Annotated in this window: 10 protein-coding genes; all 10 read left to right on the top strand. The window is 73.0% G+C overall.

The features are described 5' to 3' along the window. Positions 1–193: 193 nt before the first annotated feature. Positions 194–1360, top strand: coding sequence for an inositol-3-phosphate synthase (locus OG990_RS00725; RefSeq protein ID WP_386984413.1), 1167 nt, complete (start codon positions 194–196; stop codon positions 1358–1360). Further along, positions 1344–2276, top strand: coding sequence for an SCO3242 family prenyltransferase (locus OG990_RS00730; RefSeq protein ID WP_386984411.1), 933 nt, complete (start codon positions 1344–1346; stop codon positions 2274–2276). Before OG990_RS00725 ends, OG990_RS00730 begins: the two co-directional genes overlap by 17 nt. After that, the gene (locus OG990_RS00735; RefSeq protein WP_386984409.1) at positions 2273–3247 is read left to right on the top strand and encodes a sugar phosphate isomerase/epimerase family protein; all 975 of its coding nucleotides are present in this window, start codon (positions 2273–2275) and stop codon (positions 3245–3247) included. Before OG990_RS00730 ends, OG990_RS00735 begins: the two co-directional genes overlap by 4 nt. A gap of 58 nt (positions 3248–3305) precedes the next feature. After that, a complete protein-coding gene (locus OG990_RS00740; protein WP_328419229.1) occupies positions 3306–3944 on the top strand; it encodes an EboA domain-containing protein in 639 nt (212 codons plus the stop codon). Then, positions 3944–4801, top strand: a complete 858-nt coding sequence (locus OG990_RS00745; protein ID WP_328419228.1) for a TatD family hydrolase — start codon at positions 3944–3946, stop codon at positions 4799–4801. The genes OG990_RS00740 and OG990_RS00745 overlap by 1 nt, the downstream gene beginning before the upstream one ends. Further along, entirely contained in the window at positions 4801–6006 is a 1206-nt protein-coding gene (gene eboE, locus OG990_RS00750) for a metabolite traffic protein EboE (protein ID WP_406078589.1), read from the top strand. The genes OG990_RS00745 and eboE overlap by 1 nt, the downstream gene beginning before the upstream one ends. Next, positions 6003–7427, top strand: coding sequence for an alkaline phosphatase family protein (locus OG990_RS00755; RefSeq protein WP_406078590.1), 1425 nt, complete (start codon positions 6003–6005; stop codon positions 7425–7427). Before eboE ends, OG990_RS00755 begins: the two co-directional genes overlap by 4 nt. Beyond that, positions 7424–8491 carry a polyprenyl synthetase family protein gene (locus OG990_RS00760; RefSeq protein ID WP_328419222.1) on the top strand — a complete coding sequence of 356 codons (1068 nt, stop codon included), beginning with the start codon at positions 7424–7426 and terminating at the stop codon, positions 8489–8491. Before OG990_RS00755 ends, OG990_RS00760 begins: the two co-directional genes overlap by 4 nt. Before the next feature lie 289 nt (positions 8492–8780). Further along, complete coding sequence (locus OG990_RS00765) at positions 8781–11654, top strand: PQQ-dependent sugar dehydrogenase (protein ID WP_406078591.1); 2874 nt, start codon at positions 8781–8783, stop codon at positions 11652–11654. Positions 11655–11729: 75 nt separating this feature from the next. Beyond that, positions 11730–13847, top strand: a complete 2118-nt coding sequence (locus OG990_RS00770) for a ThuA domain-containing protein (protein WP_386984398.1) — start codon at positions 11730–11732, stop codon at positions 13845–13847. Positions 13848–14169 lie beyond the last annotated feature (322 nt).

Raw genomic sequence — 14169 nt, forward strand, 5'->3', positions numbered from 1 at the left:
CGTCTGCCCGCCTCCGTACCGGGAGCCGGTCCGGTGTCGTCGCCGCCGACGCCGACGTCGGAACCCGGTGCCGTCCCGGTGCGGGGCGCGGGCGGACGGGGCCCATCCACCCAGGCCGTATCTTTCCGAAGAATATTCTGATATTCCTATATTTAACTGCACCGACGGTTCCTCCTGAACGGGAAGGAGCACCATGCGAACGGGTGTCTGGCTGGTAGGAGCGCGCGGTTCCGTCGCGACCACCAGCATCGTCGGAGGGCTCGCGTTGCGGGCCGGCCTGGCCGGGCCGACCGGCTGCGTCACCGAGCTGCCGGAGCTGCGCGGCCCCGCCCTGCCGTCCTTCGCCGATCTGGTCTTCGGCGGTCACGACCTGGCCACCACTCCGCTGTGCAAGCGGGCCGAGGCGTTGGCCGACACCGGTGTCATCCCCGGGCGGCTGGTCGCCGCGCTCCCCGACGAGTTGGCCGCCGTCGAGCAGGAGCTGCGTCCGGCACCGGCCGGCGCCACCCAGGCCGACCGGGCCGCCGCCGTGGTCCGCGATCTCACCGCCTTCCGCGAGCGGCACGGGCTGGACCGGGTGGTGGTGGTCAACGTCTCCGCCACCGAACCGGCCCCCCGACCGCACCCCGGGCACGCCGACCCGGACGCGCTGCGCGCCGCTCTCACCGGCCCGGACGAGGTGCTGCCACCCAGCTCCCTGTACGGGTACGCGGCGCTGCTGGCCGGCTGCCCGTACGTCGACTTCACCCCGTCCACCGGGCTGCGGCTGCCGGCGCTGACCGCGCTGGCCGAACAGGCCCGACTGCCGTACGCCGGGCACGATGGCAAGACCGGCGAGACCCTGGTCAAGTCGGTGCTCGCGCCGATGTTCGCGATGCGCAACCTGGCCGTGCGGTCCTGGTCCGGGGTCAACCTGCTCGGTGGCGGTGACGGCGCCACCCTCGCCGACCCGGCCGCCAACGCGGCCAAGGTGCAGAGCAAGCAGCGGGTGCTCGGCGAGACGCTGGGCTACGTGCCGCAGGGCGGCACCCGGATCGAGTACGTCGAGGAGCTGGGCGACTTCAAGACCGCCTGGGATCTGATCACCTTCGCCGGTTTCCTCGGCACCGGGATGCGGATGGAGTTCACCTGGCACGGCTGCGACTCCGCGCTGGCCGCGCCCCTGGTGCTCGACCTGGCCCGGCTCACTGCCGCCGCGCACGCCGCCGGTCACGTCGGGCCGCTGGCCGAGCTGGGCTTCTTCTTCAAGGACCCGCTCGGCACGCCCACCCACTCGCTGGCCGAGCAGTGGGCCCGGCTGGTCGGCTTCACCGAGCGGCTGCACGCCGGCGGGGACGGTGCCCATGACCACGTTGGCTGACCTCGCCGAGCTGGTCCGGGCGCCGGCTGCGCTCTCGGTGCCCGGGGACGTGGTCGCCGGCGCGGCGGCGGCCGGCGCGCTGAGCCGGCGTACCCCCGCCCTGGCCGGTGCCTCGGTGTTGCTCTACTGGGCCGGCATGGCCGCCAACGACTGGGCCGACCGGCGGCTGGACGCCGTCGAGCGGCCCGAGCGGCCCATCCCCAGCGGTCGGGTCGCCCCGGTCGCCGCGGTCGGGCTCGCCGCCGGCCTCACGGCCGCCGGGGTGGGCCTGGCCGCCGCCGTGGGCGGTCGCCGCGCCGCCGCGCTCGCCGTGCCGCTGGCGGCCACCATCTGGGGGTACGACCTGCTGGCCAAGAACACCGCCGCCGGGCCGGCCGTGATGGCCGCCTGTCGCGGGTTGGACGTGCTGCTCGGCGCGTCCGGCGGTCGGCTGACCCGGGCGCTGCCAGCGGCGGTGACCGTCGCCGCGCACACCTGGACGGTCACCGCACTGTCCCGCCGGGAGGTCACCGGCGCCGACGCCGCCCTGCCGCTGCGCACGCTGGCCGGCACCGCCCTGGTCGCCGCCAGCGCCGCGGTCGCGGCACCTGGGGCCGCCGCCCGGCGCGCCGAGCCGACCCCGACCGACGGCCCGTCCGCTGCTGGTGACCGCCCTGCCTGGCCGGTCCGGCTCGCCGCCGCGCTGCCCGCGGTGCTCGCCGGCTGGTACGCCGCTCGCTACGGCGCGGCCCAGGCCCAGGTGGTCCGCGACCCGTCGGCCGGCCGGGTACGCGCTGCGGTCGGCGCCGGGATCACCGGACTGCCCGCCCTGCAGGGGGCGCTCACTGCGCGCGGAGGCGCTGGCCTGCTCGGGCTGGCGGTCGCGGCGGCGGCGCCGCTGGGCCGGCGGCTGGCCCGGAAGGTCTCCCCGACATGACCGCCCCGCAGCCCCGCCCCGGGCCACCGGCCGACGCCTCGACGCTGCGCCTCGGCTACGGGACCAACGGCTTCGCCAACCACCGGCTCGACGACGCGCTGGCCGTCATCGCCGACCTCGGGTACGTCGGGGTGGCGCTGACCCTGGACCACGACCACCTCGACCCGTTCGCGCCCGGCCTCACCCGCCGGACGGCCGCCGTCAGCCGGCGGCTGAGCGCGCTGGGCCTCGCGGTGGTGATCGAGACCGGAGCCCGCTACCTGCTCGACCCGTGGCACAAGCACGCCCCGACGCTGTTGCACGACGACCCGACCCGGCGGATCGAGTTCCTGCGCCGGGCCGTCCGGATCGGCGCCGACCTCGGCGCGGAGGCGGTCTCCTTCTGGGCCGGCGTCCGCCCCGATCCGGTGCCGGCACAGACCGCCTGGGACCGGCTGGTGTCCGGCTGCGCCGCCGTTGTCGACGCCGCCGACGCCGCCGACGTGACCCTCGGTTTCGAACCGGAGCCGGGGATGCTGGTCGAGGACATCGCCGGCTGGCGTCGGCTGCGCGCCGCGCTCGGCGACCCGGCCCGCTTCGGCATCACCCTCGACATCGGGCACTGCCGCTGCCTCGAACCGTGGCCTGTGCCGCAGTGCGTCGCCGAGGTGGCCGGGCACCTGGTCAACGTGCAGATCGACGACATGCGCCGGGGGGTGCACGAGCACCTGGAGTTCGGCACCGGCGAGATCGACTTCCCCCCGGTGCTGGCGGCCCTGGCCCAGGCCGGTTACCGCGGGCTGGTCGCCGTCGAGCTGCCCCGGGACTCGCACGCCGCGCCCGCCGTGGCCGCCCGGTCGATCGAGTTCCTGCGCGCCGCCGCGATGGGCGGCCGCACCGAGGACGAGGTGCCCGCCGGCACCCTCCGCTCTGCGTCAGCGGACGCGGCAGCCATGGTCGCCTATCCGGGCAGTGGCCGTCGTATGGGTTGAAGCAGCGCGGAGGGTGTGCCCTGGGGCACCTGCGGAGCAGCACGAGGGAGGAGACGGGATGACACCGGATTCACTACGGGCCGCGCTGCGGGGCGTACCCGACCCTGACTGGCTGGACACGGCGCTGCGCCGGGTCGGGGCCGAGCCCACCGCGATCACCCGGTTGTTCCCGGCCGCCGGCCGGCGCTGCGGCCGGGCCGCGCTGCCCGACGTCCCCGGCTGGACCGCCGACGACGCGGCCCGGGTGCTGCTGCTCACCGCCCTGCCCGCCGAGCACGGCGAGTACGCCGACACCCTCTACCGGAACGGCGACGCCGCCGAACGGCGAGCCGTGCTGCGCGCCCTGCCGCTGCTGCCGATCGGCGCCGCCGGGGTGCCGCTGCTGCACGACGCGATCCGGACCAACGACACCCGGCTGGTCGCCGCCGCGCTCGGCCCGTACGCGCGGCACCTCGATCCAGCGGCCTGGCGGCAGGCGGTGCTCAAGTGCGTGTTCTCCGGCGTGCCGCTGGCCGTGGTGGCCGATCTCGACACCCGCGCCGACGGGGAACTGGCCGCGATGCTGGCCGCGCTGGCCGCCGAGCGGCACGCCGCCGGCCGGGAGCTGCCCGCCGACGCCACCGCCCTGCTCGACCGGCTCACCGCGCACAGCGGCGGGACCGGCACCGTCGACCGGCCCACCCCCACGGAGGCGTGATGCGCATCTTCGACCCGCACATCCACATGACCTCACGCACCACGGACGACTACGAACGGATGGCCGCCGCCGGGGTCCGGGCCGTGGTGGAGCCGTCGTTCTGGCTGGGCCAGCCGCGCACCAGCGCCGCCTCGTTCGCCGACTACTTCGACTCCCTGATCGGCTGGGAACCGTTCCGGGCCGGGCAGTTCGGGGTACGGCACCACGCCACGGTGGCGCTGAACCCCAAGGAGGCCAACGACCCGCGCTGCCGGCCGGTGCTCGACCTGCTGCCCCGCTACCTGGACAAGGACGCGGTGGTCGCGGTCGGCGAGATCGGGTACGACTCGATGACCCCGGAGGAGGACGAGGCGTTCGCCGCGCAGCTCGCGCTGGCCGTGGCGCACGACCTGCCGGCGCTGGTGCACACCCCGCACCGGGACAAGGCGCGGGGCGTCGAGCGCACCCTCGCCGTGGTCAACGAGTCCGGCATCGAGCCGGGCCGGGTGGTGGTCGACCACCTCAACGAGGTGACCGTCAAGCTGGTCCGGGACACCGGCTGCTGGCTGGGCTTCTCCATCTACCCGGACACCAAGATGTCCCCGCCCCGCATGGTGGAGCTGCTGCGGGAGTACGGGACCGAGCGGATGCTGGTCAACTCGGCCGCCGACTGGGGGCGCTCCGACCCGCTGCTGACCCGGGCCACCGGCGAGGCGATGCTGCTGGCCGGGTTCACCGACGACGACGTCGACCGGGTGCTGTGGCGCAACCCGGTGGAGTTCTACGGGCAGTCCGGCCGGCTCGACCTGAGCGACCTGGACTCCGCCGCCGCCGTGGACCCGCAGACCGGCAACTCGATCCTGCGCGGTGGTAGCTGATGCGGCTGCGGCATGCCGGCGGCGAGACCGTCCACCTCGGCTACTGCACCAACGTGCACCCCGCCGAGGAGTTCGCCGGCATCCTCGCCCAACTGGACACCTACGCCGTACCGGTACGCGCGGCGCTCGGCTCCGACCTGCTCGGCCTCGGCCTGTGGCTGGCCGCACCGGTCGCCGCCGAGCTGGCCGCCGATCCGGCGCTGCGCCGCCGGCTGCGCGCCGAGCTGGACGCGCGCGGGCTGGAGGTGGTGACCCTCAACGGCTTCCCGTACGCGGCCTTCCAGGCGCCGGTGGTCAAGCATGACGTCTACCGTCCCGACTGGACCACCGAGCAGCGGTTGACGTACACCCTGGATCTGGCCCGGGTGCTCGCCGACCTGCTACCCGACGACGCCGCCCGGGGCTCGATCTCCACCCTGCCGCTGGCCTGGCGGCAGCCCTGGGGCGCCGACCAGGCCGATGCCGCCCGACGTCGGCTGGACCAGCTCGCCGCCGGCCTGGCCGCGGTGCAGCGGGACACCGGCCGGCAGGTGCGGGTCGGCTTCGAGCCGGAGCCTGGCTGTGTGGTGGAGAGCACCGGCCAGGCCGCCACGCTACTGTCCGGTATGGACACTGAGCGGTTGGGCATCTGCCTCGACCTCGCCCACCTGGCCTGTGCGTGGGAGGAGCCCGGCGCGGCGCTGGACCGGCTGCGGACGGCCGGCCTACCGGTGGTCAAGGTCCAGGTCTCCGCCGCCGTCGAGGCGGCAGACCCGGCCGGCGGCGCCGACGCGCTGCGCCGCTGGGTGGAGCCGCGCTTCCTGCACCAGACCCGGAGCGCCGGCTGCGCGGGCGGGGTCGACCAGGCCGACCCGGCGTACGCGGCCGACGACCTGGACGCGGCGCTCGACGCGGCGCTGCCCGGCCCGTGGCGGGTGCACTACCACGTGCCCCTGCACGCCCCACCCGAAGAGCCGCTCGGCTCCACCCTGCCGGTGCTGCGCGCCGCGCTGGCCGCGCTCTACGCCGGACCGGCGGCCGGCTGTGACCATCTCGACGTGGAGACGTACACCTGGGGGGTGCTGCCGGCCGCGCGACGGCCGGGCACCGACGCGGAGCTGGCCGCGGGCATCGCCGCCGAGCTGGCCTTCGCCCGCGCCGAGCTGGTCGGCCTGGGCCTGACCCCGGAGCTGACCACGACGGCCTGCGCGGGGGTGCCGCGATGAGCCGACGACTGGTGGTGCTCGACGTGGTCGGGCTGACCCCGCGACTGCTGGCGCACATGCCCCGGCTGCGGGGGGTCGCCGACGGCGGCTTCCGGGCCGAGCTGGGCACCGTGCTGCCCGCGGTGACCTGCTCGGTGCAGTCCACCTTCCTCACCGGCGAGCCGCCGAGCGGGCACGGGATCGTCGGCAACGGGTGGTACTTCCGGGAGCTGGGTGAGGTGCTGCTGTGGCGGCAGCACAACGCGCTGGTCGGCGGGGAGAAGCTCTGGCAGGCGGCCCGTCGGGCCGAGCCCGGCTACACCGTCGCCAACGTCTGCTGGTGGTACGCCATGGGCGCGGACGTCGACTGGACGGTCACCCCGCGCCCGGTCTACTACGCCGACGGCCGCAAGGAGCCGGACTGCTACACCGACCCGCCGGAGCTGCACGACGCGCTCACCGGGCGGCTGGGCACCTTCCCCCTGTTCACCTACTGGGGGCCGACGGCCGGGCTGCCCTCGTCACGGTGGATCTGCCAGGCGGCCGAACAGATCCTGGCCGACGTGTCGCCCGACCTGACCCTGGTCTACGTCCCGCACCTGGACTACGACCTGCAACGGTACGGCCCGTCCTCGGCCCAGGCCGCTGCCGCGGCGGCCGAGTTGGACACGGTGCTCGGGCCGCTGCTGGACGCCGCCCGGGCCCGCGATGCCACGGTGGTGGTGCTCTCGGAGTACGGCATCACCGACGTGTCCCGGCCGGTGGACGTCAACCGGCTGCTGCGCGCCGAAGGGCTGCTGCGGGTGCACACCCAGGCCGGCATGGAGTACCTCGACCCGTGGACGTCCCGGGCGTTCGCGGTCGCCGACCACCAGGTCGCGCACGTCTACGTCCGGGACCCGGCCGACGTGCCGGCGGTGGCGAAGCTCTGCGCCGGGCTGCCCGGCGTGGCCGAGGTGCTCGACGCCGAGGGCAAGGCCGCGCACGGGCTGGATCATCCACGCGCCGGGGAGCTGGTGCTGGTGGCCGAGCCGGACGCGTGGTTCACCTACTACTACTGGCTGGACGACGCCCGCGCACCGGACTTCGCCCGGCTGGTGGAGATCCATCGGAAGCCGGGTTACGACCCGGCCGAGCTGTTCTTCGATCCGGCCGCGCCAGGTGCGGCCAAGCGTCGCGCCGGGGTGGCGCTGGCCCGCAAGAAGCTGGGCATGCGCTACCTGATGAGCGCGGTCGGCCTGGACGCCGGGGCGCGGGCGGTACGGGGCTCGCACGGGCGGCTGCCGACCGACCCGGCGGACGCTCCGGTGCTGCTCTGCTCCGACCCGGCCGCCGCCCGGGAGCGGATCGCCGCCACCGAGGTCAAGGCACTGCTGCTGGAGCTGGCCGGGCTGACCTCCGGGGGCGGCGCGGAGGCGGCCCGGCCGGGGGAGGGGTCATGACGGTCACCGTCGCGCCCACCGACGCCAGCGGGCTGCGGGCTCGCTTCGACGCGGAGTTGGCCGGGTTCCTCGACCGGCAGGGCCCGGACTGGCCGGACGGCGCGCCGCGCGGCGTGTTCACCGCGCTGTACCGGTTCGTGCTGGCCGGCGGCAAGCGGCTGCGACCGCTCTTCTGCTACTGGGGCTGGCGCGGTGCCGGGGCGGCCGACGGCACCCCGATAGTCGTGGCCGCGGCGGCACTGGAGCTGTTCCACGCGTTCGCGCTGATCCACGACGACATCCTGGACGGCAGCGACCGCCGCCGGGGTGAGCCGTCCGTGCACCGGCTCTTCGCCGATCTGCACGCCCGCTCGTCGTGGCGTGGCGACCCCGAGGCGTACGGACGCAACACCGCGCTGCTCTGCGGGGATCTCTGCGCGGCCTGGTCGGACCAGATGTTCCACGAGTGCGGCCTGAGTACCGAGCAGGTGCACCGGGGGTACGGGATGTTCGCGCTGATGCGTACCGAGGTGATCGCGGGGGAGTACCTGGACCTGGTCTCCGGGGTGGGCGACGGCTCGGTGGCCAGCGCGCTGACCGTGATCCGGATGAAGGCGGCCCGGTACACGGTGACCCGGCCGTTGCAGATCGGTGCGGCCCTGGCCGGTGCGGGGCCGGAGCTGATCGCCGCGCTGGGCGAGTTCGGTGACCCGCTGGGTGACGCGTTTCAACTCCGCGACGACGTGCTGGGCGTCTTCGGTGACCCGGCGGTCACCGGCAAGTCCGTCCTGGACGACCTGCGCGAGGGCAAGCCGACGGTGATGATGGCACTGGCCCGTAGCGCCGCCGACCGGCCGCAGACCGCCCGGCTGCGGGAGCTGTTCGGCAATCCAGCGCTGGACGCTGACGGCGCGGCGGAGCTGCGCGGGATCATCGAGGCGACCGGCGCCCGGGAACGGATCGAGCAGATGATCCGGGTCCGTACCGAGGCCGCGCTGGTCGCGCTGGAGACCGCGACGGTGGCCGACGAGGCCCGCGCCGCGCTGGTCGCGCTGGCCGCACAGGCGATCGACCGCCGCGCCTGATTCGCCGGCGTTCGTTGGCCTCGGCCCCCCCGGACATCGTCCGCCGTCTTTGGGGAACGGCGCTGCCTGGTGACTTTCAGCCGAATCGACGAAAGTTCACGCCGGTTCGCCGGAAGGTATAGACACATCGACACTCGCAACTTAGTGTCGTGGCCAACACGACAATGTTTCGTCGAGGTGAACCGGCGGCGCGGTAACCCATCGACCCCACCCCACCACCGCTACGGCATCCGGCGCGACGGCGCGCGTCCGGCCTGGCAGTCATTCGTCAGGAAGGGACAGCACAACGATGTCCATGAAGGATGCTCCCACCCACCGATCCCGACGATGGTTCTCCGCCGGATCGGCCCTGCTGCTGGTGGCCGCAGCCGGCACGGTCGCACTCGGCGCCGGCCCGGCCGCGCTCGGCGGCCCCACCCCCGCCCAGGCGCACCCGATCAACGCCACCGACTTCCAGCAGGTCGAGCTCGCCCGCGGCGTGGCCGAGATGGGCGAACCGATGTCGCTGGCCGTGCTGCCGGACCGCTCGGTCCTGCACACCGCCCGCAACGGCACACTGCGCCGCACCGACGCCAACGGCACCACCTCCGTGATCGGCACCCTGCCGGTCTACAACCACGACGAGGAGGGGCTGCAGGGCGTCGGGGTCGACCCGAACTTCGCCAGCAACCGGCAGATCTTCCTCTACTACGCCCCGCCGCTCGCCACGCCCGCCGGCGACGCGCCGGCCACCGGCACCGACTTCTCGGCCTGGCAGGGCGTCAACCGGCTCTCCCGGTTCACCCTCAACGCCGACTTCACGATCAACCAGGCCAGCAAGGTCGACGTGCTCGACGTGCCGGCCGATCGCGGGATGTGCTGCCACGTCGGCGGGGACATCGACTTCGACGCCGCCGGCAACCTCTACCTCTCCACCGGCGACGACAGCAACCCGTTCGACTCGGCCGGCTACTCCCCGATCGACGAGCGGACCAACCGCAACCCGGCGTACGACGCGCAGCGCAGCGCCGGCAACACCAACGACCTGCGCGGCAAGATCCTGCGGATCAAGGTGAACGCCAACGGCACGTACTCCATCCCGGCGGGCAACCTGTTCGCGCCCGGCACGGCCAGGACCCGGTCGGAGATCTACGCGATGGGCTTCCGCAACCCGTTCCGGATCAGCGTGGACAAGGCCACCGGCGTCGTCTACGTCGGTGACTACGGGCCGGACGCCGGCACCACCAGCGCCACCCGCGGGCCGTCCGGCCAGGTGGAGTTCAACCGGGTCGACGCGGCGGGCAACTACGGCTGGCCGTACTGCACGGGCACCAACACCAGCACCGAGACGTACAACGAGTGGGACTTCGCGGCCAACACCGGCGGGGCGAAGTACAACTGCACCGGCGGGCCGACCAACAACTCGTTCCGCAACACCGGGCTGGGCACCCTGCCGGCGGCCAAGCCGGCCTGGATCCGGTACGCCGGCGACGCCGGCACCCCGCCGGAGTTCGGTGGCGGCTCCGAGTCGCCGATGGGCGGCCCGGTCTACCGGTACAACGCCTCGTCGACCTCGACGACGAAGTTCCCGCAGTCGTTCGACGGGCAGTTCTTCGCCACCGAGTTCGGCCGTGGCTGGATCAAGCCGATCCACGTCAACGCCGACGGCTCCCGAGGCACCATCGACAGCTTCCCCTGGACGGGCAAGCAGGTGATGGACTCGGCGTTCGGCCCGGACGGGGCGTACTACGTGCTCGACTACGGCACCGGCTACTTCAACGGTGACGCCAACTCCGCGCTCTACCGCTTCGATTACGTCGGGGGCGGCAACCGGGCGCCCAACGCCACGGCAAGCGCGAACAGGACCTCCGGTGCCGCACCTCTGGCGGTGACGTTCTCCTCGGCCGGCTCGTCCGACCCCGAGGGCGGCGCACTGACGTACTCGTGGAACTTCGGTGACGGCACCACCTCCACGGCGGCCAACCCGTCGAAGACGTACACCACCAACGGCACCTACACCGCGACGCTGACCGTGCGGGACCCGCAGGGCGCCACCGGCAGCGCCAGCGTGGTGATCAACGTCGGCAACACCGCGCCCACGGTGACCATCAACAGCCCCGGCAACGGGCAACTGTTCAGCTTCGGCGACACGGTGCCGTTCAGCATCACCGTCACCGACCCGGAGGACGGCACGATCGACTGCACGAAGGTCAAGATGACCTACGTGCTCGGGCACGACCAGCACGGGCACCAGATCACCTCCAAGACCGGCTGCTCCGGCACGATCACCATCCCGGTCGACGGTGAGCACGACGACGCGGCGAACATCTTCGCCATCTTCGACGCCGAGTACACCGACGCCGGTGGGCTGACCACGCACACCCAGCACACGCTGCCGCCGCGGCACCGGCAGGCCGAGTTCTTCGGCACCTCGTCCGGGATCAACGTGTTCAGCAAGACCCCGGCCGAGGGTGGCAAGACCGTCGGCGACATCAACAACGGCGACTGGATCGCGTTCCAGCCGTACCGGCTGGGCAACGTGACCTCGTTCAGCGCCCGGGTCTCCTCGGCGGGTGCCGGCGGCACGCTCCAGGTCCGGGCCGGCTCGGCCACCGGCACGGTGCTCGGCTCGGCCACCGTCCCGGTCACCGGGGGCTGGGAAACCTTCACCACGGTGACGGGGGCGATCACCAACCCGCCGACCGGCACCACCACGCTCTACCTGACGTTCGCCGGGTCGGGCACCGGCGCGCTCTATGACGTGGACGCGTTCACCTTCACCACCGGGGCGCCGCCCGCCGGCGGGGCCGGTCCGATCAAGGGCCTGGCCGGCAAGTGCCTGGACGTGCGCTCCGGCGCCACCGCCGACGGCACCCAGATCCAGATCTACACCTGCAACGGCAGTACGGCGCAGACCTGGACGGTCACGCCGAACTCGACGATCAAGGCATTGGGCAAGTGCCTCGACGTCTCGGGCGGCGGTTCGGCCGACGGCACCAAGATCCAGCTCTGGACCTGCAACGGGACCGGTGCGCAGAACTGGGCCGCGCAGGCCGACGGCACGGTGCGCAACACGCAGTCCGGCAAGTGCCTCGACGTCTCCGGAAACAACTCGGCGGACAGCACCGCCGTGCACCTCTGGACCTGCACCGCCGCCGCGAACCAGAAGTGGACCCTGCCCTGAGTTGACAGGAGGGGCCCCTTGTCAACGCCTAGTGTGGTGCAAGGGACCCCTCCTAACCGTTCTTAGGAGAGCGACATGCGCAGACTCCTGCGACCCGTCCTCGGCGCGGCCACCGCCGTCCTCGCCGTCATCGCCTGTACCACCCCGGCCACCCCGGCCAGCGCCGCCGACGCCCCCTACGACGTGCTGGTCTTCTCCAAGACCGCCGGCTTCCGCCACGACGCGATCCCGGTCGGCATCCAGACCATTCGGGACCTGGGCGCGGCGAACAACTTCACCGTCACCGCCACTGAGGACGCCGCGGCGTTCACCACCGCGAACCTCAACCAGTACGAGGCGGTGGTCTTCCTCAACACCACCGGCGACGTGCTCAACGCCAGCCAGCAGACCGTCTTCGAGTCGTACATCGGATCGGGTCGTGGGTACGTGGGTGTGCACGCCGCCGCCGACACCGAGTACGACTGGCCGTTCTACGGCAACCTGGTCGGCGCGTGGTTCGCCTCGCACCCGGCCATCCAGCAGGCCAACGTCAAGGTGGAGGACCGGGGGCACGCGGCCACCGCGCACCTGCCGCAGACCTGGACCCGCACCGACGAGTGGTACAACTACCGGACCAACGCCCGGTCCACCGCCCACGTGCTGGCCACCCTGGACGAGTCGTCGTACTCCGGTGGCGGGATGGGCGCGGACCACCCGCACTCCTGGTGCAAGAGCTACAACGGTGGCCGGTCCTTCTACACCGGCGGCGGGCACACCCAGTCGTCGTACGCGGAGCCCGCGTTCCGGGCTCACCTGCTCGGCGGCATCCGGTACGCGGCCGGTCGGAGCAAGGCCGACTGCCGGCCCGAGACTGGCTACACCCCGCTCTACAACGGCTCGACCAGCGGCTGGTCGCAGGCCGGCCCGGGCAACTTCACCAACTCCGACGCCACCCTCACCTCGGTGGGTGGCATGGGGATGCTCTGGTACAACGCCAAGCAGTTCACCAACTACTCGCTGAAGCTGGACTGGAAGCTGGCCGGCGACGACAACTCGGGCGTGTTCATCGGCTTCCCACCGTCCAGTGACCCGTGGTCGGCAGTGGACAACGGCTACGAGATCCAGATCGACGCCACCGACGCGGCCGATCGCACCACCGGGTCGGTCTACACCTTCAAGTCCGCGGACATCGCGGCCCGTGACGCGGCGCTCAACGCGGCGGGGGAGTGGAACACCTACGAGCTGCTGGTCGAGGGCGAGCGGCTGCAGATCTTCCTCAACGGCGTGAAGATCAACGATTTCACCAACACCAACCCGGTCCGTTCGCTGGCCGGCCACATCGGCATCCAGAACCACGGCACCGGCGACGACGCCTCGTTCCGCAACATCCGGATCAAGGAGTTGGGCACCACGCCACCGCCGACCGGGAACACCACCATCCAGGCTGAGGCGTTCAGCTCGGCCAACGGGGTCACCCCGTTCACCAAGGCGGGCGCCAACGGCGGCCAGACCATCGGCTACATCGACCCGGGCGACTGGTCGGCGTACAACGGTGTGAACCTGACCGGCGTCACCTCGTTCACGTCCCGGGTCGTCTCCGGCGGTGCGGGCGGCACCATCCAGGTGCGTACCGGCTCGGCCACCGGTCCGGTGCTCGGCTCGGTGGCGGTGCCGAACACCGGCAGCTGGACCACCTTCGCGAACGTCACCACCGCACTGTCCGGCGTCCCGTCCGGCGCCCAGAACCTCTACCTCACGTTCACCGGTAGTGGCACGGGGCTCTTCGACGTGGACGACTTCACCCTGGTCAGGGGCGGCGGGGGCGGCACCCCCGGGGTCGGCCCGATCAAGGGCTTGGGCGGCAAGTGCCTGGACGTGCGTTCCGGCGGCACCGCCGACGGCACCCAGATCCAGATCTACACCTGCAACGGCAGTACGGCGCAGACCTGGACGGTGACGCCGAACTCGACGGTCAAGGCGCTCGGTAAGTGCCTCGACGTGTCCGGCAGCGGCACCGCCGACGGCACCAAGATCCAGCTGTGGACCTGCAACGGCACCGGCGCGCAGAACTGGGCCGCCCAGGCCGATGGCAGCCTGCGCAACGCGTCGTCGGCCAAGTGCCTCGACGTCTCCGGAAACAACTCCGCGGACAGCACGATCGTGCACCTCTGGACCTGCAACGGCGCGGCCAACCAGAAGTGGACCCTGCCCTGATCCCTCGCTGATCCGACCCCGCTGATCCGGCCCGCCGGGCGTGCCCCGCCCGGCGGGCCGGTCTCGGCCGCGAGCGCGATACCTCTGAGGCATCAATATGCCTCTGAGGTATCGCGCTCGTGCCGCTGCGGGGTGGTCACCCGACCGGCGAACCTTGACCGGCGATCCCCGAGGGTCGGGCCGGCGGACTCCGCGCCGGGCGCGGCCACGGACTCCGCGCCGGGCGCGGCCACGGACTCCGCGCCGGGCGCGGCCACGGACTCCGCGCCGGGCGCGGCCACGGACTCCGCGCCGGGCGCGGCCACGGACTCCGCGGGCCGGC

The sequence above is a fragment of the Micromonospora sp. NBC_00858 genome (assembly GCF_045207365.1).
Lineage (GTDB): Bacteria > Actinomycetota > Actinomycetes > Mycobacteriales > Micromonosporaceae > Micromonospora.